This is a genomic window from Candidatus Rickettsia barbarica (assembly GCF_041477405.1).
In the GTDB taxonomy this organism is placed as follows: Bacteria; Pseudomonadota; Alphaproteobacteria; order Rickettsiales; family Rickettsiaceae; genus Rickettsia; species Rickettsia rickettsii.
On the sequence record NZ_JBEWYL010000001.1, the window covers coordinates 100,578 to 120,332 of the forward strand.

Here is a 19,755-nt window from a genome sequence, read left to right on the forward strand (position 1 = left end):
ATAATAACAACAGAAATAATCATATTATTATTAATTAAGAAAATCATGACCCCAAAAACAACCTCTTTAAACTTTAGCTGTTTAAATTGTCAAATCCCGAATTATAAAACTAAAATTCTAGAACTTAGCAAGGAACGTGAGTCAAGTTCCATATATATAGATTTTGTTCAAAAGTTTTTAAATTATATTCCGATAGATTATGATTTTGAGAATAGAGCAAAATTATTCCAAAATTTTGCAGATGAAGCCTTTAAGTTTTTTAAGCAAAGGATAGCAAGAGCAAGAAAAATAGCAATAACAAAGGCAGTTATCGAAAATGATCCGGCAATAAATGTCTTAATATTACTTGATAATAAGCCGCATATTGTTGATTTTATCATATGTCTGCTTAAAAACATGAATTTGCAAACTAAGTTTTTACTCCATCCGGTAATAAACTGTGTCCGAAATAGTAAAGGAGAATTAGAAAAAATATTAGCAAATTCTGTGTCGGATGAAAAATCAGAATCAATACTACATTTAACCATTTTAGGAAATTTTGACGATAAAACTACTACATTTTTAACCGAGGCTATAAATGAAAGATTAGAAAAGTTAGAGCAAAGCTATAGCTATTTACCGCAATTACGCACAAAATTACAAGATTTATCTAAAAATATAATTGATAATTATAAATTAAATTTTAAAGAGGCTAAAGAATTCTTAAATTGGTTACAAAACGATAATTTGGTTTTATTAGGGACTCTTGATTTTGAAGTAAAATCTTTAAAATTAAGCAATGAAATAGGAGCAGCAAAAATATGGCAAGAAGTAAAAGACGAGATTGATGATATTATAAAATGTTCTGCTAATCCTTTATATCAAAATCAATTAATAATACTCGGTAAAATAAATAGTGCGTCGCTTATCCATTCAGATAATTTAATCGACTATATCTTAGTGAAAAATTTTGACTCTTCGGGTGAATATATTGCGGGAAGTATAATTTTCGGTATATATAATTCAAATATGTATTACCATTCAATAAGTAATATTCCAATCCTACGACAAAAATTTAATTTTGTAATTGAGAAAGCTGGTTTTGCATTATCTGGTTATAATGCTGATAAGTTAAGAATTTTAATGGAGTTGTTACCGAGAGAAGCTTTAATACAAATTGATCAAGGCGATTTATATTGTATGTGTTTACATATGCTCTCAAGTATGATGAGTAAGAAGCTTAAATTATTTATTCAATATGATTGGTCTAGTTCTTTTCTTAATATCATAATTTTTCTGCCACGAGAACGTTTAACGGCTGAAATCCATAATATGATAGATTGTTATTTAGCAGAAAAATTCGGTAGTAAAATTTTATCCAACTATATCACTGAAGTAGCCGGTAATTTTTCTTATCTTTTTGTAACGCTTGAAGCACAAGGGGAACATAAAATAAATTTTGAAGCAGAAATAATACAGCACGATTTAGATCGTATCTCTACATGTTGGAGTGAAGATTTTTATTTTAAGTTTTCTAAAAAATTCGGCGAATATCAAGCAGGTATTAATTTAAAGCTTTTTGATAATGTTTTTTCGGCAGATTATCGGCAAAAATTTTCTCCGGAAATAGCTTTAGTAGATATTGAATATCTAACGGAAGCAAGTAAGTCACAAAAATGTATGTTTAATCTAGTTTCTGTAAATGAAACGGAATTTTACTTAAAAATATATAGTCCAAAAGTAAAACTTGCACTTTCTAACATATTGCCGCCAATAGAAAATTTAGGTTTTAAAGCAATTGATGAACAAACTTTTGCAATTAAGGAGGCTCTCGAAATCAAAGAAAGCTGGATATATAATTTTATCTTAACTTCTATTGTACCTGTAAAGGATAATATTACCGAATTAAAAATAAATGTTGAAGAAGCTTTAGACAAAATGGCACTTGGGATGCTTGCTAATGATTCTTTAAGTAAATTAATAGTGCTTGCCGGTTTTAATTGGAAGCAAGTTAAACTCGTCAAAGCTTTAACAAGATATTTACATCAAACGGGATTTAGTTACGGTAAAGGCTATGTACAGTTAACGTTACTTAAACATCCCGAATATACAAAAATGTTGGTAAATCTATTTGATATAAAATTTAATCCTAAACATTCGGATAATAATTGTGACGTAATTAAAGATAAACTAAATAATTACTTAGTAACCGTTGAGATGAGTAGTGAAGATAAAGTACTACGTAATATGTTTGGTATAGTTAATGCTATTACTAGAACAAATTACTATCAACCACATAAACATATTTTTTCATTTAAGTTTGATTCTTCAAAAGTACCGGATTTACCTAAACCTGTTCCGTTTGCCGAAGCATTTGTTTATTCTAGAAATTTTGAAGCTGTTCATTTAAGAGGCGGTCCCGTATCACGCGGAGGGCTTAGATGGTCGGATAGAGCAGAAGATTATAGGCTTGAGGTCCTTGGGCTTATGAAAGCACAAATGACTAAGAATTCTGTTATTGTCCCTGTCGGTTCTAAAGGCGGATTTTATGTTCATTTTACTGAGGAAGGGCTTACTCGTGATGAATATATGGAAAAAGTGGTAGAGTGCTATAAGAATTTCCTTAGAGGTTTATTAGACATAACTGATAATATCATTGACGGTAAAGTAGTACATCCAAAAGACGTTATTATTTATGATAAAGAAGATCCTTATTTAGTGGTTGCTGCCGATAAAGGTACAGCCTCATTTTCGGATTATGCTAATAGTGTGGCAAGAGAATATAATTATTGGCTTGATGATGCTTTTGCTTCCGGTGGTTCTGCAGGTTACGATCATAAAAAAATGGCTATTACTTCCAAAGGAGTTTGGATTTCCGTAACTAATCACTTTAAAACTTTAGGGTTAGATGTCCAAAAAGACCCTATTACTGTCGTAGGTATAGGAGATATGTCGGGAGATGTGTTCGGTAACGGTATGCTCAGATCAGAGACTATTAAGTTAGTTGCTGCCTTTAATCATAAACATATATTTATTGATCCTACTCCTGATCCTTTATCAAGTTTTAATGAGCGTTTGCGTTTATTTAATTTAAAGGGGTCTAATTGGTCTGATTATGATTCTAAGCTTATTTCTAAAGGAGGCAAAGTATTTGAACGCAGTAGTAAATTAATAAAATTATCGCCGGAAATTAAAAAATTACTTGATATAAATGATAATGAATTATCACCGGAAGAATTAATTAAAGCTATTTTAAAAGCAGATGTTGATTTATTGTGGAATGGCGGAATAGGCACTTATATCAAAGCTAAAACGGAAAATAATTTAGAAATCGGTGATAAAGCAAATGATAACCTTAGATGTAACGGTGAAGAAATTAGAGCAAAAGTTATAGCAGAAGGCGGTAATGTTGGGGTATCACAGAGAGGTAGAGTTGAATATGCTAAAAAAGGCGGGTGCATAAATGCTGACTTTATTGATAATTCAGCAGGTGTTGATTGCTCCGATCATGAGGTAAATATCAAGATTGCTTTAAGTAGTGCGATAACCTCAGGAAAAATTACTTTAGAAGAACGTAATAAACTTCTAAACGATATGACAAAGCAAGTTGAAGAGTTAGTATTACTTGATAATTATAAGCAAACCGAAGCAATAACAATTATGCAACTATCTCCTACTTTAACTGTTAATATACTTAGTCAATTTATAGATATTTTAGAAGAAGAAAAAGTATTAGAGCGGGAAAATGAATTCTTGCCTAGTGCAGAAGAATTGAATAGCAGAGCTATGAGCGGTGAAGTATTAACTCGTCCTGAGCTTTGCATATTGCTATCATATAGTAAGAGATCTGCTTATCATGAGTTAATTAATTCTACTTTTTCCCATGATAAATATTTTGATGCATGTCTTATAGATTATTTTCCTGAAATGATGCAAAAAAAGTTTCGTAATGAAATTTTGTCTCATCCACTTAAACATGAGATTATTAAAACCGTTACTATAAATAAAATAATGAATCAGCTTGGAGGACCGCTTATTAGTATTGTAAAGCGTGAGATTGGGGCTCCTCTTTGTGATATAATAAGGTCATATACCATTATTTGTGAAATTTTTGATCTTGATGATATATGGGAAACGATAAGTAAGCTACCTACTAATATTGATTACAATGTAAAAATCGACATGTTTACCGAAATAACGAAATTAATGCGTCGAGGTATTTCGTGGTTTATTAAAAATTTAAAACATCCTATTAATATTAGTGAAACTATAGAAGAGTTTAGAGTTCCTGCACAAAAGTTAAGAAAAACGGTAGATACTTTATTAGTCGGAGAAACTAAAATAAGATTTGAAGAAAAATTAAATTATTATACCACTAGCGGGGTAGAGGAATCATTGGCTGCTACTATCGCTACATTTGACAATTTAATTTCAGTATTTGACATTATATATGTAACAAAACAGACTTCAGGGAATAATAAAGAGATAGCAAAAGTTTATTTTGTTATAAGTGATATGTTTAGTTTTGATTGGTTACGTAAAGCTTGTGATAGGCAATTGAACGATTCATTTTGGCGTCGCTTAGGTATTCAATCGCTAAAAGATGATTTATATGACAAACAACGTAGATTATTAATAAAAATAATTAATAAATCTAAAACAACTATTGATTTAGATTTATGGATTGATAATAATAATAACTTAGTTAGAAATTTGCTTGATTTTATTAAAGAAATTAAAGCTCAAGAAACTATAGACTTAAATATAATTATTTTAGCAAACAAGAAATTTGAAATATTCTTACAGAAACTTGAGTAAATTATGTTGTCAATGCTTAAGCAAATTAGGTTAGATTCAGGTAAAACTTTAAATCAGGTATCTAGTGATTTAAAAATTAGAAAAAAATATTTAGTAGCTTTAGAAGAGGGTGATTTTGATGTTTTACCGGGAGAAGTATACGTAAGAGGTTACTTAAAATTATACTTGGATTATCTTAATGTAAAAGATAGAAATGCAGAGCAGATAGAAGCTACTAAACAGAACGAAACCGAAAAATTATTAAATAATAAAAGAGCTACGGTGATAAATTATAAACGTAAAAAACAATTAGTACTTATATCTATTATAATGTTATCAATTATTATTGTAAGTCATCCATTCATAATTAACGCTTAAACGAAAATGGATAATGAAATATTAGACTGCTTACAGAATGAAGCTAATAAAGAGGCATTTGAAGGAGACACGGAACGCGGCACCGCAGCGTACATAGACGTACATGAGGATGCGAGTACAGGATCGACGTACAAATTACCTTTAGAAGCAAGTTATGTAAGCAGTCTAAAGAAATTAATGGAAGAAGTAGAACATAAACTCGATGATTTGTTGAGTATGCTTGTAAATAATCAAAATGAAGTTCAAAAATTACAAAACGCAAATAAAGCATTAAAAGATAATTATATAATAATGCTAGATCAAATTAACATTTATATTAATGAACTTGAAGAAATAAAAAAACAGCAAAAATAATTATGTCAATTGTTACGGTAACATTAAATAACAAGAGTTTTCAATTATATTGTAATAATGGAGATGAGGAAGCATTACTATCTTTAGCGAATAAATTGAATGATAAAATAGCGGAAATTAAACTTGGTAGTCCCACAGCCTCTTTTGAGCTATTATTAGTTATGGCATTACTTAATGCACAAGCTGAAATAGCTAGTCTAACAGCAAAACTTAATAAAAATGGTCTTCAAAAAAATCATCCCGACGAAGAAAAATTCGCAGAAACCTTAAATACTATAGCAGGTTACCTAGAAAACCTTGCACGTAAAATGGGAAAGTGATATATTAACTATTAGCTGCTTGGTTCGTGAGCTTAATATTAGCCTAGGACTACCACTAACGTTTAGGACATCGTCCCTGTCTAATACTAATTCAGTTTAGATATATGAAGTCCACCTTTACATAAAGGTCTTTGAAGGATTTTAAGTAACGGCCAAAGCGGTCATGTATACTCGTTTAATTTGAAAAATTGGTTACGTTGTCTTTTGCTGATAATCTTCACTTACTAGTATGTACACTGCGGTTATCAGCTTCAAAACGCCTTGCTCTTTTCCAAATTAAACTTCGTCGTCTACCTACTTTTCGTTTACTCACAGTATACCTTTAAAATGAAACAAACAAAATCACGCAATAAAGTTCTCGGTGCTTTTTTAGGCACTATTATTGAATATTACGACTATAGTTTATATGGTTTTTCAGCGGCAATTATCGCTGATAAATTCTTTTCAGCCAGTACTGATCTATTAACAAAGCTTGTAAATGTTTTTGCCGTTTATGCAGCAGCATATTTATCAAAGCCTATGGGTGCTTATATTTTTGGACGTATAGGGGATATATACGGTCGAAAAAAAGCCTTAAGTTTTACGATTATCGGTATTGTAATCCCTACCTTAATAATAGGTTTATTGCCCGATTATTCCTCGATAGGAGTTTGGAGTACAATAATTTTAGTTTTATGTCGCTTTATGCAAGGTATTTTTATTGGAGGGGAATATGACGGTGCAGCGATTTATGTTATTGAACATTTAGGAGCAAAATACCGATTTACTGCCTCGGCAATAACTAGATGTACAGGAGTAATGGGTTTATTATGCGGAATCGGTGCAACTAATTTCTTTAATTCTCATATTTTTCCGGAGTGGGGTTGGCGTATTCCGTTTTTACTAAGTTTACCACTTGCATTAATAACTCTTTATTATCGCCGGAAATTTGATGAAACACCGGAGTTTAAAAAAGCACACTATAGCCAAGATTCTATTGAAAAACTTAGCTCTATAATTAAAAAGCAATGGAAAAATATTGCACCGTTAATATTTTTAGCCGGAGGTTTTGGAGCAACATATCAAATTGTGATCATCTTTATGAAGCACTATTTACCGATCGTATTACCTTCAGTCGGTATTATTATGAGTGCTTTTTCGGTCTTAATAGTAATATGTTTTGCTGTTTGCATGCCGATTGCCGGTTTTATTGCCGATCGCTTAGGAGTTAATTCAGTATTAAAAATCGCATTTATATGTACTATTACAGCAAGTGTATTTTTTGTGATAGCAGTAAAATATCAAATGACTAATTTAGGGCTTGCAGCTAGTTTAATGTTAGCTGCATCAGTTGCACCTTTTAATTCTCTTGCTCATAGTATAGTTATTAAGTCTTTTGTAGTTAAAGAACGCTATCGTATTATAAGTTTAGGACATAATATCGGCTCAATGTTAATGTCCGGTACTGCTAATTATATTTGTGCAAAGGTAATAAAATCATTTGATTTTAACCTATTCCCGATTTTATATCTTTGCATGTTTGCCGTACTTGCTTATTCTATGACCATATTATTTAACCGTAATAGGTAAAAAATAAATCTTGACGGTAACTTTAAATGTTATGCGTAAAATTTTTCATAAATCTATAATTTTTAGTATCTTATGTATACAAGGAAATATTAGTTTTACCGATGCAAACGGAAGTATATACGTTAGATATTGGTAATTGCAAAGAACGTAAATATAACTATGAAGATCATTTGGAAGAATTGTTGAAGCAAGAAATTTCTTTAGCAATGCAGAAGGATGGTTTAAGAGTTAAGCTATGGTACAACAAAGATATTAGAACACAAAAGCTTGATGTGATTTAGTATCTCGTTTCCGTAGCTCCTATAATAATACTTATACTGCTTTATATACGCCTTTATTATGGCCTGAGGTGAACCTGTTATAATGTTAGGAGAAAAAACAGGAGCTGATATATTTGTATTACTTAATTATGTGCAAATGATAAAGAATAATGGAGCTCGTACACATGACTTTTTAATGAGTGCTTTGGGTTGTTCAGTAAGTAATGCAGATAATATATTTATGTCTATAGGAATAGTAGAAGCAAAAGGTGGTAGAATATTATGGACTAATGCAACGCCCCAAGCACAACCATTTAGTAGCTCTATTTTCTCTTCTTGTGATAAATCAGAAATTGTCAATTTTTATTCAGTAATAAATATGCTTTTATCTCCATTATAAACTGAATTTTGTGTCGTTCAGGGGTGGTTGGTGTGGCTTATATTATTCCTCTCTGTCATTCCGTGATTTATTCACGGGATCCAGTAAAACATATAGTATGGGTAGACAAAACACATCTAATTTAAGTGCATAAACTATAAATCATTTTTATCAAATAGGAAAAATTCACCTATTTCAGGGGTAATCAACTTATTTTCATCAATATTATGTTTTTTTCCGATCTCTTTAAAAAGATTATCGTTATAACCCGAATCACCTATAAAACAAATATCTCCTATCTTAGTTTTAATGATCAAAGTTCCCCATAATGCTTTATTTTTATCAAATATTCCTCTAGCCGACCAATGCTGTGTCGGTTCTAAATAAAATTCTACATCGCCTTTAATTTCATCTTCTTAGAAACTTTTTGAATTTAGCTGTATTTCTTGTTCTTTATATGACTCTCCCCACCCTAAGGTAACAATTTCTGCATCGGTAATATGTTTTTTGATTATTACGTCATTCATTAGCGGTGTAATAATCTTAGGGTTATCTTGTACCCATAAATCTTTAATTGTTCTGATGTCTAAATGGTCATAGTGATTATGGCTTATTAATATAACATCTATTTTAGGTAAATCGGTAAAATTAATACCGGGTTTTACCACTCGCATTGGTCCTGTAAAAGTAAAAGGACTAACCCGCTCCGACCATACCGGATCGGTTAAGATATTTAAACCGTCTATTTGAATTCAAAAGGTTACATGTCCTACGTAGGCTATTCGTACAGCGTCATCTCGATCGCTTGATACTAATGAATTTCGTGGAACTCGTCTGTAGTCACGTACTAATGTACACTGTGCAGACTCGTCCTTAAATTCATCTTGTCTGAAGCGATCGAGATTTAGCTGTGTATTTTTACTGCTAGTTATTTTTTGTGGTGGAATATCAGTGGAAGTAAACGGCAGTGTTGTCGGCCATTTTGGTTGTTTTGAAGTTATTTTCCATTTTAGAATATCAAGTAAGGTTTTAAGTTTTATATTAGGCTCAATATTGAAAAACATATTTTTATTTAGATAGACCTTCCTTTCGGTTTATTAGAGCTTTTAACTTGTTCAGTTTTATTTTGTGGTTTATGAATAAACCCTCTAGTTTTTTCTCCTATCAACATGGCTTCTTGCAGTATATCTTTTGGTAGTTTAGCTATAGATGCCGATATTTGCGGAGTTTGTTTTATTTCTACCGTTATCTTTTTTGCTTTATTTATATCTCTGCCTATTACTTCATCTAGTGGAACATTTTTATAATCTGCAAGAGCAACAATTGCTCCCATATCAGGCATTTTTGTACGACCATCTAGAAAATTTTTCCACGCTGTTTCATGAGTACCTGTTTTTTCACTTAACTTATACGGGGTTATATTGTCTATTTCTAATATATTCAGTACAAATTTTTTAAAATTATTTCTAATTTCTTCTGGATCATCTTTATTTGTTTCTGATATATCGTTAATCCGATTAAATCGTTCTTTTGACCTTATATCTTCGCTCATTATTTGTTCCTGTAAAATTTCCTAAAAATTGAGAGTTAAAATAACTTCATAGATAGTCTCTTAGACTTATTTATTAATATATAACTAATAAAAATAGTAAATAGAAGATAATTATAATGAAAATAATAAATTAAGCTATTGAATTAAGTATTTAGGTCTTATATATGAAATTTAAATTAATCTATTTTAACTTTTTTTGTCACAAATTATAAAATTTTTCTGTAGTATGAGCCATGTCTGTTCCACTTCTTTTTCTATAAATTAAATTTCAGATGCAGAATCTAAGATATTTTAAAAAGATTATATAAATTAAAAATTGTTTTTTCTGTATCTTGATCATTTATGAATAAGGTAATTTTAACTTCTGATAATTGTATCATGTAAACATTTATATTATCGTTCGTTAACTTTGATAATATCGTTTCAAGTAATTTACAATCATTTTTAATCCCATAACCAATAAGAGAGATTGTAGCAATTTCGGTATCAAAAGTAAAATCTTGTATCTGCTTATCATCTTTTAAATTAGTCAGTAAAGCTTGTAAATTATTTTTATCGGTTAAATTTGTAATAAAACTATATTCTTCATTATTTTTTATCTCTTGCATAAACTCAATATGATTATTATTTTGTGTAATCATATTTGCAACTTGCAAAAAACTTAAAGACATGCTCTTTACAGATATTTTTAATAAATTTTTATTAGAAGTAATGCTGTTAATAATCCCATTCTCCATATTTTTATCCTTTGAAGTGATTAACGTACCTTCTGTATCCGGTGAAAATGTTGACAGAACACGCATATCTATTTTATACCTCATTACTAACTCTCCGGCTCTAGGGTGTAGTACTTTTGCTCCACTTGATGCTAGTTCTAACATTTCTAAAAAATCTATTTCTTTTATCTTCTTGGCATTTGGAATAATTCTTGGATCAGCAGTAAATATTCCCTCTACATCGGTATAAATATCACATCTATCGGCTTTCATAGCTGCAGCGATTAAGGCGGCAGTAGTATCAGATCCTCCTCTGCCCAAAGTAGTTAACCTATTGGATTTGTTAATTCCTTGAAAACCGGCTATTATAGGGATGGTATTTAACTGTAAATATTTTTCTAGTAAATCTGTAGTAATTGATTCTACTAAAGCTTTACTATGATTATTATCGGTGAGCATCGGTAATTGCCAAGCTAGAAATGATCGCGCCTTTATATCTTCTTCTTGAAGAGCGAGCGCTAGTAATGAAGCAGTGACTATTTCACCGCTAGAAAGTGCTACATCATATTCTGCAAATTGAGAAATGTTATTAAGGCTTGATACTTCATTACACAATGTGACAAGTTGATTAGTAACACCTGCCATAGCCGAAACTACTACAATTACTTGGTTATTTTTAGCTATTTCGGTTTTTATGATAGGAACGATTTTTTTTATTCTATCAATATTTGCAACGGAAGTGCCACCGAACTTTTGAATTATTAAGGCCATAAATAAAGCCTAATAGAATATTATGTTATATAATTAATTTCCGCCTGTCGTCATCTAGCGCACTTACAGACATTATTGTATGGAACGGTTTTCAATTGTCATCTCGCGACTTGATCACGGGATCCAGCTTAAAATACTAATAATATTAGTACTTTAAATTATTTTTATGGGCCCTTTAGTCAAGCCACGCCACGGGGTGACCAAGTGGACTTTACCAATCAACGTAACAATGCCATAAAAAGCATTTTTCGTTCCACGTAACACTAGTAGATCAAATCGCAATACTTAAGTCCTTGCAATTTCTTTAACATTCACGATTTTATGATGTCGCTTAGTTAAAAATTCTACTCTACCTTCTATCAAAGCAAATATTGTATGATCCTTACCAAGCCCTACATTCGTTCCAGGATGAATTTTTGTGCCGCGTTGTCTAACTATAATATTACCGGGTATTACATATTGTCCATCGGCTTTTTTAACTCCCAGCCTTCGACCGGCTGAGTCTCTTCCGTTTCTAGAACTACCACCGGCTTTTTTGGTTGCCATTTTATAATTCCTTTTAAGTTATTATTATTGTTTGGTAATATCTAATATTTTTAATTCCGTCAATTCTTGACGATGACCGGCTTTACGACGATAATTTTTTCTACGCTTTTTCTTAAAGACTATAATTTTATTATCTTTAAGTTGGTTAGTAATTTCAGCCGTAACGACAGCCCCTTTAACTATTGGAGTCCCAATAAAAGAAGGCTTTGAGTATTCGCCAATCATTAAAATTTGATCAAACTGAATTTTAGAGCCAAGTTCTCCATCAATTTTTTCGACTTTAATAATACTATTTCTGTCTACTTTATATTGTTTTCCACCTGCTTTTATAACTGCGAACATGAAAACTATCTCTTTAAAAATTTATAAATATTTATCGTATCATATTATTATATTAGAAATTAGTCAATGATCTTTTTTTATAGCAAATCTATTGTCGAATATCTATTAACACAAATATAATTGCGTATTGAGTTACCGCAGCAAATATTGCGGCTAGCAAATCATCAAGCATAATGCCGATACTGCCCTTAATATTTTTGTCCAACCAATTAATAGGCCAGGGCTTTACTATATCAAAAAATCGGAATAGACAAAAAGGTAATACGAAAAGTAATATAATATTTATTGTTAGCGGACTAAAATATTTAATTAAATACGATTCATTAGCAAATAAAGCGGAAAAAAATACTAAAACAATAGTTAGTATTTGCCCTACTACTTCATCAATGACCACTTCTTTAGGGTCTTCTGAATTTGTATAATTTAAATATATTTTAGTAAAATAAGTGCCGAGTATTAAGAGTATCAAACATAGGCTAAAGCTTATAATAAATATACTGACAAGTTGAGCTTCACCGAGAGTAAGACTTAAGAAAGGAATGATTATTTTGTTATTAACAATAAAATATATTAAGAAATAAGTTAGAGGGAAAGCAGCAATCGATCCAAAAGTGCCTGGGTAGTATTTTATTTTCCCGATATAAAAAAAAGTAGCAAAAAATTCTGAAAATTGTTTTTTAGTAAACATTTCTTTAATTATTTTATCCTAGATTAGAGCTATAATATCTTATATAATTAAATTTTAACTTATACAGTAAAAAAATATCATGGGAATGAGCTTTAGCCATTTATTAATAGTTTTATTAATTATTTTTGTATTATTCGGTGCCGGCAAATTACCGCAAGTCATGTCCGATCTTGCTAAAGGTCTTAAAGCTTTTAAAGACGGCATGAAAGACGACGGTAGTGATAATGATAAAAATAAATAATTAATCTTTAGTTAGTGTCCCTTTGTCATCATGTGGTTTGACCAGCATTGTTGCATGGCTTGAAAAACCTACTCAATGTTATTCCCGCTTCCGCGGGAATGACATCCTGAACATTCGTACAACACATGGTCAGGTTACTGAGTGACCAAGATACAACAACGCCCTAATTTCCTGAAACAGTAGAATATATCCCATTCTCTTTCCTAATAACATCATATCGTCTCTGAGCTACTCCATCGATGAAATAAATATTACCGGATAAACCTATATAAGGTTGTCTACTGTTCATTCTATTTAAAAACCTTTCAGATACAAATTCATTGCCTATATAGTTTGCAGTCATACGTCCTAAATCATAAGAAAGAAGATGCATGAAGCCTATATGGTTAATACCTAAGTTTTTTGCCCTATCCGGAACGTTGCTATTGAGTAAATTTAAAGAGCCGGTAAAGCTAAGATCGATATTTTCAGGGTAATCGATATCAATACGATGATCACCGATTAAAATAGCTTTTTTATCTAAATTATATTTACGAATACTATCAGCAAGTAGGTTTAAATTTTTTGGATTGTCTGATAGATAAATAACCGGTTTTGTCGTGTCGCTATGTTCATTTATAATATCGGTATTGTCTGAAATATTTCTTGCGGCTTTTGCTATAGATTCAGGATTATCCTCATAAAATTCAGTGCGTGATAATGATGCATTGTTCTGAATCAATATATTTTGCATTACTTGACTAATAGTTTGCGAATGCTTCCCTTTAGGTAATAATGCCATAAAATCTTTATGGTTGTTACTTGCGTAATAATTAATGATACGTATCAGTTGTTTTAAAGGTGCATGACCGAATACAAATAATTTATCTTCTGCAAGAGCCGGATTATTTGACATAGTTATTATAATAATATCATTTGCCTTTGCTTTTTCGGCTATTAGAGAGGTAAAGTTAGAATATAGAGGACCTAAAATAATCTTAGTTTTACGTGCTACTATTTTATCCATAGCAGCTAAAACGTTTTTTTCGTCTGAACCATCGTAAGAAGTAACATGTATGTAAGATTTGATTCCGTCGTTAAGTCCCATTTTAATTAAATCTTTATATTGTTTCCCGACAATACTATCAGGACCCTGATTTGGCATTAAAATTGCAATCTCAATTTCTGTTTGTTCTTTTTTAGGAAAACTTATAGGTTCTTCTTTAGGAGTTTGACAGGACGTTAAATATATCAAGCAAAAAAATGATAGAACGATTCGTAGTTTATGTTTTATACTAGCCATAATGTTACTTAAAATTAAAAAACTATGATTAGATATCTTTCCAAACCGGGATTATATATTGTTTCAACACCGATCGGTAATTTTGAAGATATAACGCTTCGTGCTATATCGACTTTAAAAAATTCGGATATTATCTTATGCGAGGATACTAGAATATCACAAAAATTGCTAGCAAAACATGATATTCATACAAAATTACAAATTTATAATGATCATAGTGACGAGAAAGATAGAGAAAATATCATAAGTTTAATAAAATCGGGCAATATAATAAGTTTAATTTCTGATGCAGGAACTCCTTTAATTTCCGATCCCGGCTATAAGTTAGTTAGAGGTATACGCAATCTTAATTGTCATATAGACGTAGTACCAGGAGTATCTGCACCGGTTACTGCTCTAACTTTATCGGCTCTTCCTACTGATCGATTTTTATTTCACGGGTTTTTACCTAAAACTATAGAAAGTAAGAAAAAGATTTTTTCTGAACTAGTAAATCTTAAGGCTACTTTGATTTTTTTTGAAACGGTTCCTCGTTTGATAAATACTTTATCGGTAGCTAAGGAAATACTAGGAAACAGAGAAATATGTGTAGCTCGTGAGTTAACTAAACTGTATCAAGAAATAAAAACAGGGGATATAGATGAAATAATAGAGTTCTATCAAAATAATATTTTAAAAGGTGAGATAGTATTGTTGATTTCAGGAAATATACAGGAACAAAACCAACACAAAAATTTAGAAAAATTTATAGAACTTTGCTTAAGTAAAAACTTAAGTAGCAAAACTACTACCGAACTTGTTTATGACAAATTCAAAGATGTTTATAGTAAAAAAGAGATATATAGATTGGTGAATAAGCAAAAGATTTAATATAAATTTATAGTAGAATATTTACCTCAGAATATGCTAAAATAAAAAGACAATCACATTCAGTAACATAATAATATGTCAAAAGTTAATCCGAGAGTAGATTGAGCATTTAAAAAAATCTTTGGAGTAGAAGAGAATAAAGATTTATTGATATCGCTTATTAATTCGATAGTAAGTGAGAAAGATCAGATTGTAGAAGTAACATTACTTAATCCGTATAATCCAAAGAATTTTAAAGCCGATAAACTATCTATACTTGATATAAAAACCAAAAGTAAAAGCAGTAAAAGGTATAAATCGAAATCCAAGTAACCGATGAAGTGGATTACGATAAAAGAGCTTTGTATTACTGGGCGAAAATGTATACGGAGCAACTGAAAGAGGGATCAGATTATGTGGCATTAAATAAAACAATAGGGATACACATACTTAATTTTACCAGTATTACAGATACAGATGAATATCATAATTCTTTTCAGTTAAAGGAAATAAAAAGTGGTTTAGTATATTTTAAAGATATAGAGTTACATACGATAGAGATTAATAAATTTGCTAAGCATCCTAAGGAGGAGTTATCTGATGTTGTCAAGAAAGTTAAAAATGCTTTAGATATATGGCTAGCATTTTTAACACGTAATGATTTATTAAATAAAGATAATTGACCGAAAGAATTGGATAATGATGTATTGAAAAAAGCATTAACCGTGCTTGAGGTAATAAATTTAAATGATGCAGAAAGAGAGGAATATGAAAATCGTTTAGAGTGGCTGAGAATTGAAAACTAGTGCTTTTAAAAAGATGAAAGAGGAAGGAAGAGCTGAAGGCGAAGCTAGAAGAAATATTGAAATAACAAAAGAAATGCTAATTGATAAAGGGCCTCTAGAAACAATAATTAAATATACTAAACTTTCAAAAGAAGAAATAGAAAAGCTAAAAGCAGAAATCGATGAGGCAGAAAAATAAAAAGTCGTCTGCGATATATACTCCGAGTAAATGAAGAATTGGCAGACGACCCATGATAAAAAACAGTATATTTAGTTAGCTGAGCTGTGAGGACAGCCGCAACCTTTTTGAGGCTTATTGCTTTCTGCTGAATCTTTAAGTTTTTTACCGGCTGCCTGTATATTTTGACCTGCACCTTGCATTGTATTACAAGCACTTGTTAAGAAAGCTACAGCTACTAATATAGAAGTTATAAGTGCTGAACGCATAAATTTTACCTTTATCAAAGTGAGCCTAGATGTTATGAAGTAAGCAAAAAATTGTCAACTTGAAAATATATTAAAATTTAAAGTATTTGTACACATCACTTATCCGTATCTTTATAATCACATAAGATATTTTGTTGATAAAATATTAATTTTTTAATACTTCTTTAAGAATTAATATTTAAAAGATTTATAAAATGAAAGAAAAATCAATGATCAATTGAAAGAAGCACTATCTTTTATGAAAGACGGTGTCTTAGATTGTACAAATTTAGAGGGAATAAGCTTACAAGAGATTTTTAATTTTCTTCAAAATCCTTATTATAGTAAAGGATAAAATTATCGCTCTTGATATATCAACTTATGAACATTGGAAAGAAGTAAATGATTTTATTTTGCAATTAAATGATAATTCATCTTTTAAGCCCCAAACTATAGAAATTTATACCTTCTATAGATATATGGAAGATATTTTGAATTTAAGATTAAAAACAGGCATAAATATTACTAATCATATTGTGATGTTAATATGACAGATCGCAGAAAAGAGGCTTTATTAAAAAAATTCTTAGAGAAATTTAAAAAAATAATTTTACTAAAGATGAAGAACAGTTAAGTCAATTTATAAAAGCTGTATGTAAAGAAGATAAAACCCCGGATGGAATCGAAATGCAATATGGGCGAGCTTTACAGCTTGGTTCTAAGTATAATTTCAGTAAAATAGATAAACAATATTCTGATTTACAGGGTATTTTTAAAAAGTTACAAGAGACACAAATACAAAAAGTAAATTCAGAAATTCATCATTATAAACAGGAAGATGATTTACATTTTTATATGGTAAAAGTCAACGGAGCGAATATGTCTGCTTGGCAAGATTTTTTGGGTAAGCAGAGTAGCTTTCAAAGTTCTTATCAAGGTAATGATCTGGTGATAAAAATTTTTAAGGGGAAGTATGCCTTTTCCGCTAGCTTAGATTACCATGATCAAGGCTTAACCGATGTATTATGTAGCCTTTGTTTCCAATAAAATATGACTCGCGTGATACTTCATCTATAGAGATGTTTATAACCATGCTGACTTCTCAAAATGCAAGCTTTATTTCGCATTCTGGTATAGCAAGACTTCCAATATATCAAGAAAAACCTTTTATTATAAAACATAAAAATCTTGCAGTTAAACTTCATAGTTTTATTGCCGCCTGTGCCAAAGATATTTATTCTAATAAAAAAGAATATATGATTACTGTACCGGTAAAAGAAATGACACAAATAATTCTTAAAGAATATGAGAAAAAAGGAGTTTTAGATAAAATATATATAGGACATCAGCAAGAAAATTTAGATAATAAACAAACCCCTATAAAACTTATTGAGGATAATGACAAAACTTTATTTAGTCTTTATGATAAAAACGGGAATTAACTAGTGCACAAATGGAAGGAGAATTCGCTTGGTTTTGCAAACATCCGTATCTATGCAGGGGGCAAGGTAAAAGGTGCACTGTTCGTTACTTGTCATTTAGAAACATTAGCAACACTTGATCCTAAACCTAATTCTATAGAACATGAATATTATTCAGAAATAATTGGTAATTTATAAGATTTACTATAACTCTTATTTAAGGTTAAAATAATAATCGCAATACTCTTTAATAGGGCAGATGTCGCAATCGGGTTTTCTAGCTTTGCATATATATCTGCCGTGCAGAATTAGCCAGTGATGGGCATGCGTTAGCCATTTTGTATCGATAATCTGCAGTAGCTCTTTTTCTACTATTTCAGGAGTACCGCCTTTAGCAAGCCCGATTTTGTTGGCTACTCTAAAGACATGCGTATCAACTGCCATTGTAGGCATGCCGAATAAGCAATTTAGTACAACATTAGCAGTTTTTCTGCCAACGCCCGGTAGTTTAATTAATGCCTTAAAATCATTCGGTACTGAAGCTTGATAATTGCTTATCAATATTTTACATAATGCGATAATATTTTTTGCTTTGCTGTTAAATAGTCCTATAGATTTTATATATTTTTTAAGTCCTTCTTCGCCGAGTTCTAAAATTTTTTCTGGTGTATCATAAGTTGCAAATAAAGATTTAGTTGCTACATTTACTGATATATCGGTGGCTTGAGCAGATAATATGACCGCTATTAATAAGGTAAAATCATTCTTATATATTAATTCGGTTTTCGGATTTGGATTATTCTTGCTAAAAATCTCAAAAATTTTATTAACTATTTGTGCTTGCATATATTGCTATAGAAAGTGTATTTTAGAAGATAAATTATTGAGTCTTAAAATGCTAGAAAATAAAAATTTTAAATTTATAGAAAATGAGATAAAAAATAATAAAGTAGTATTGTTCATGAAAGGTATTAAAAAGTCGCCTGCATGCGGATTTTCAGGAACCATAGTAGCTATTTTGAATAAATTAGGTGTAGAATTTCGTGATATTAATGTACTTTTTGATGCTGAATTACGTGAAGATTTAAAAAAATTTAGCGACTGGCCGACATTCCCACAATTATACATTAACGGAGAATTAGTCGGCGGGTGTGATATTGCTAGAGAGTTATATCAAAGTGGAGAACTTGAGAAGATGTTGAAAGCGTATACTCGGTGAATTTCAAAAATTGGTGTATTCGTCTAGTAAGTTCTGCGGTGTTCACGTATTCAGTATACGCTCTGCTCCTCGCCTTGCAGACTTCTTGCTCTTTTTGAAATTGACCTTCACTACTACTCAACCTTAATATTTTAAGTACATAAACATATAAAAACATGAGCAAATATTTAGAATACCCCGAAGTAGAAAGTAAAGAGCAGCCGCCGAAGAAGCTAGTAGTATTACTGCACGGTGTCGGCTCGGACGGACATGATTTAATAGGACTTGTGCCTTATATCAAAAATTATTTGCCCAATTGTCATTTTATTTCCCCGCATGGTATCGAGGCTTATGATATGATGCCTTATGGTAGACAATGGTTTAGTTTGCAAGACCGCAGCCCGCATATTATGGCAAAGCTAATTGCAAATAATATTTCTAAGGTTGAAGATATAATAAAGCAAAAGCAGGACGAGTTAAATCTAACCAACAAAGATACTATAATTATTGGCTTTTCTCAAGGTACGATGATAGGATTATATTTAACACTAGTTCAAAAAGAGCCGTTTTGCTGTACTATAGGTTTTTCAGGTGCATTAATTCCACCTATGGAAGTGAATAATAAGCTTACTCCTATATGCTTGATTCATGGGGAATTAGATGAGGTGGTCGGTGTTAGCGAGATGTATAATGCTTCAAACTATTTATCTAAGCTGCATATAGAGCATAGCGGACATAAATTAACGTCTCTTGCTCATTCAATAGATGGACGGGGGCTTGAGATTGCGATTAATTTTATAAATAACCGTCATTGCGAGCAGCCGTAGGCTGCGTGGCAATCTCAGGATTTTGGTATGAGATTGCTTCGTCAAAATTTTCAATTTTTCCTCGCAATGATGATT

General features: G+C 30.9%; 28 protein-coding genes and 1 other RNA gene. 18 read left to right on the forward strand and 11 right to left on the reverse strand.

Translation table 11 applies throughout. The features are described 5' to 3' along the window. Positions 1–45: 45 nt before the first annotated feature. The 8 genes from ABVF33_RS00505 to ABVF33_RS00540 all read left to right on the forward strand — a co-directional run bounded on the left by ABVF33_RS00505 (position 46) and on the right by ABVF33_RS00540 (position 8,057). On the forward strand, positions 46–4,797 hold the full coding sequence (locus ABVF33_RS00505) for an NAD-glutamate dehydrogenase (protein WP_499705844.1): 4,752 nt from the start codon (positions 46–48) through the stop codon (positions 4,795–4,797). A gap of 3 nt (positions 4,798–4,800) precedes the next feature. Beyond that, complete coding sequence (locus tag ABVF33_RS00510; protein ID WP_499705845.1) at positions 4,801–5,154, forward strand: helix-turn-helix domain-containing protein; 354 nt, start codon at positions 4,801–4,803, stop codon at positions 5,152–5,154. 6 nt (positions 5,155–5,160) lie between these two features. Then, the gene (locus ABVF33_RS00515) at positions 5,161–5,508 is read left to right on the forward strand and encodes a palindromic element RPE1 domain-containing protein (RefSeq protein ID WP_499705846.1); all 348 of its coding nucleotides are present in this window, start codon (positions 5,161–5,163) and stop codon (positions 5,506–5,508) included. A gap of 2 nt (positions 5,509–5,510) precedes the next feature. Next, complete coding sequence (locus tag ABVF33_RS00520) at positions 5,511–5,828, forward strand: cell division protein ZapA (RefSeq protein WP_499705847.1); 318 nt, start codon at positions 5,511–5,513, stop codon at positions 5,826–5,828. A gap of 9 nt (positions 5,829–5,837) precedes the next feature. Next, a non-coding RNA gene (gene ssrS / locus ABVF33_RS00525) (6S RNA) lies at positions 5,838–5,996 on the forward strand. 159 nt (positions 5,997–6,155) lie between these two features. Continuing rightward, positions 6,156–7,397, forward strand: a complete 1,242-nt coding sequence (locus tag ABVF33_RS00530) for an MFS transporter (RefSeq protein ID WP_499705848.1) — start codon at positions 6,156–6,158, stop codon at positions 7,395–7,397. A gap of 101 nt (positions 7,398–7,498) precedes the next feature. Then, the gene (locus ABVF33_RS00535) at positions 7,499–7,678 is read left to right on the forward strand and encodes a hypothetical protein (protein ID WP_499705849.1); all 180 of its coding nucleotides are present in this window, start codon (positions 7,499–7,501) and stop codon (positions 7,676–7,678) included. A gap of 82 nt (positions 7,679–7,760) precedes the next feature. Continuing rightward, the gene (locus ABVF33_RS00540; RefSeq protein WP_499705850.1) at positions 7,761–8,057 is read left to right on the forward strand and encodes a hypothetical protein; all 297 of its coding nucleotides are present in this window, start codon (positions 7,761–7,763) and stop codon (positions 8,055–8,057) included. A 134-nt stretch (positions 8,058–8,191) separates the two neighbouring features. On the opposite strand, the gene ABVF33_RS00545 is transcribed toward ABVF33_RS00540, so the two are convergent. From ABVF33_RS00545 to ABVF33_RS00580, 8 genes are all read right to left on the reverse strand, one after another. Beyond that, positions 8,192–8,353 (reverse strand): hypothetical protein, encoded by a 162-nt coding sequence (locus tag ABVF33_RS00545; protein WP_004997461.1) that lies wholly within the window; start codon positions 8,351–8,353, stop codon positions 8,192–8,194. A 99-nt stretch (positions 8,354–8,452) separates the two neighbouring features. Then, positions 8,453–8,788 (reverse strand): MBL fold metallo-hydrolase, encoded by a 336-nt coding sequence (locus ABVF33_RS00550; RefSeq protein ID WP_499706118.1) that lies wholly within the window; start codon positions 8,786–8,788, stop codon positions 8,453–8,455. Beyond that, on the reverse strand, positions 8,789–9,100 hold the full coding sequence (locus ABVF33_RS00555; RefSeq protein WP_499705851.1) for a palindromic element RPE3 domain-containing protein: 312 nt from the start codon (positions 9,098–9,100) through the stop codon (positions 8,789–8,791). It abuts the gene before it with no gap. An 8-nt stretch (positions 9,101–9,108) separates the two neighbouring features. Beyond that, positions 9,109–9,588 (reverse strand): XRE family transcriptional regulator, encoded by a 480-nt coding sequence (locus ABVF33_RS00560; protein ID WP_499705852.1) that lies wholly within the window; start codon positions 9,586–9,588, stop codon positions 9,109–9,111. A 281-nt stretch (positions 9,589–9,869) separates the two neighbouring features. Beyond that, positions 9,870–11,075 carry an aspartate kinase gene (locus ABVF33_RS00565; RefSeq protein ID WP_499705853.1) on the reverse strand — a complete coding sequence of 402 codons (1,206 nt, stop codon included), beginning with the start codon at positions 11,073–11,075 and terminating at the stop codon, positions 9,870–9,872. A 285-nt stretch (positions 11,076–11,360) separates the two neighbouring features. Continuing rightward, positions 11,361–11,621 carry a 50S ribosomal protein L27 gene (gene rpmA / locus ABVF33_RS00570; RefSeq protein ID WP_499705854.1) on the reverse strand — a complete coding sequence of 87 codons (261 nt, stop codon included), beginning with the start codon at positions 11,619–11,621 and terminating at the stop codon, positions 11,361–11,363. A gap of 24 nt (positions 11,622–11,645) precedes the next feature. Then, on the reverse strand, positions 11,646–11,963 hold the full coding sequence (rplU, locus tag ABVF33_RS00575) for a 50S ribosomal protein L21 (protein WP_004997480.1): 318 nt from the start codon (positions 11,961–11,963) through the stop codon (positions 11,646–11,648). 88 nt (positions 11,964–12,051) lie between these two features. Continuing rightward, entirely contained in the window at positions 12,052–12,651 is a 600-nt protein-coding gene (locus ABVF33_RS00580; protein ID WP_499705855.1) for a phosphatidylglycerophosphatase A family protein, read from the reverse strand. A gap of 79 nt (positions 12,652–12,730) precedes the next feature. On the opposite strand from ABVF33_RS00580, the gene tatA reads away from it, so the two are divergent. Then, positions 12,731–12,892, forward strand: a complete 162-nt coding sequence (gene tatA, locus ABVF33_RS00585; RefSeq protein ID WP_004997483.1) for a twin-arginine translocase TatA — start codon at positions 12,731–12,733, stop codon at positions 12,890–12,892. A 163-nt stretch (positions 12,893–13,055) separates the two neighbouring features. Here tatA and ABVF33_RS00590 read toward each other — a convergent pair whose 3' ends face one another. Next, the gene (locus tag ABVF33_RS00590) at positions 13,056–14,174 is read right to left on the reverse strand and encodes a penicillin-binding protein activator (RefSeq protein WP_499705856.1); all 1,119 of its coding nucleotides are present in this window, start codon (positions 14,172–14,174) and stop codon (positions 13,056–13,058) included. Between the two features lie 24 nt (positions 14,175–14,198). Between ABVF33_RS00590 and rsmI the strand changes: the two genes are divergently transcribed. The 4 genes from rsmI to ABVF33_RS00610 all read left to right on the forward strand — a co-directional run bounded on the left by rsmI (position 14,199) and on the right by ABVF33_RS00610 (position 16,007). Further along, entirely contained in the window at positions 14,199–15,044 is an 846-nt protein-coding gene (rsmI, locus tag ABVF33_RS00595; protein ID WP_499705857.1) for a 16S rRNA (cytidine(1402)-2'-O)-methyltransferase, read from the forward strand. A gap of 117 nt (positions 15,045–15,161) precedes the next feature. Continuing rightward, positions 15,162–15,356: a PD-(D/E)XK nuclease family transposase gene (locus tag ABVF33_RS00600; protein ID WP_499706119.1), complete on the forward strand. Its 195-nt coding sequence runs from the start codon at positions 15,162–15,164 to the stop codon at positions 15,354–15,356. A gap of 8 nt (positions 15,357–15,364) precedes the next feature. Further along, positions 15,365–15,706: an Rpn family recombination-promoting nuclease/putative transposase gene (locus ABVF33_RS00605; protein WP_499705858.1), complete on the forward strand. Its 342-nt coding sequence runs from the start codon at positions 15,365–15,367 to the stop codon at positions 15,704–15,706. Between the two features lie 112 nt (positions 15,707–15,818). Beyond that, complete coding sequence (locus tag ABVF33_RS00610; RefSeq protein ID WP_499705859.1) at positions 15,819–16,007, forward strand: hypothetical protein; 189 nt, start codon at positions 15,819–15,821, stop codon at positions 16,005–16,007. Between the two features lie 71 nt (positions 16,008–16,078). Here the strand turns inward: ABVF33_RS00610 and ABVF33_RS00615 are convergent, their stop codons facing one another. Beyond that, positions 16,079–16,255, reverse strand: coding sequence for an entericidin A/B family lipoprotein (locus tag ABVF33_RS00615; protein ID WP_499705860.1), 177 nt, complete (start codon positions 16,253–16,255; stop codon positions 16,079–16,081). 666 nt (positions 16,256–16,921) lie between these two features. On the opposite strand from ABVF33_RS00615, the gene ABVF33_RS00620 reads away from it, so the two are divergent. Genes ABVF33_RS00620 through ABVF33_RS00630 form a run of 3 tightly spaced genes read left to right on the forward strand, consistent with a single transcriptional unit; the run spans position 16,922 to position 17,853 of the window. Then, complete coding sequence (locus tag ABVF33_RS00620) at positions 16,922–17,281, forward strand: hypothetical protein (RefSeq protein WP_234943893.1); 360 nt, start codon at positions 16,922–16,924, stop codon at positions 17,279–17,281. Beyond that, on the forward strand, positions 17,269–17,676 hold the full coding sequence (locus ABVF33_RS00625) for a hypothetical protein (protein WP_499705861.1): 408 nt from the start codon (positions 17,269–17,271) through the stop codon (positions 17,674–17,676). Before ABVF33_RS00620 ends, ABVF33_RS00625 begins: the two co-directional genes overlap by 13 nt. 3 nt (positions 17,677–17,679) lie before the next feature. Beyond that, positions 17,680–17,853 carry a hypothetical protein gene (locus tag ABVF33_RS00630; protein ID WP_499705862.1) on the forward strand — a complete coding sequence of 58 codons (174 nt, stop codon included), beginning with the start codon at positions 17,680–17,682 and terminating at the stop codon, positions 17,851–17,853. Between the two features lie 15 nt (positions 17,854–17,868). Here ABVF33_RS00630 and nth read toward each other — a convergent pair whose 3' ends face one another. Beyond that, on the reverse strand, positions 17,869–18,501 hold the full coding sequence (nth, locus tag ABVF33_RS00635; RefSeq protein WP_499705863.1) for an endonuclease III: 633 nt from the start codon (positions 18,499–18,501) through the stop codon (positions 17,869–17,871). A 49-nt stretch (positions 18,502–18,550) separates the two neighbouring features. Here nth and grxD point away from each other — a divergent pair, with 49 nt between their 5' ends. Together grxD and ABVF33_RS00645 are read left to right on the forward strand one after the other, a co-directional pair. Further along, on the forward strand, positions 18,551–18,874 hold the full coding sequence (grxD, locus tag ABVF33_RS00640) for a Grx4 family monothiol glutaredoxin (RefSeq protein WP_499705864.1): 324 nt from the start codon (positions 18,551–18,553) through the stop codon (positions 18,872–18,874). 155 nt (positions 18,875–19,029) lie between these two features. Beyond that, positions 19,030–19,680 (forward strand): alpha/beta hydrolase family protein, encoded by a 651-nt coding sequence (locus tag ABVF33_RS00645; protein WP_004997508.1) that lies wholly within the window; start codon positions 19,030–19,032, stop codon positions 19,678–19,680. The last annotated feature ends 75 nt before the right edge of the window (positions 19,681–19,755 follow it).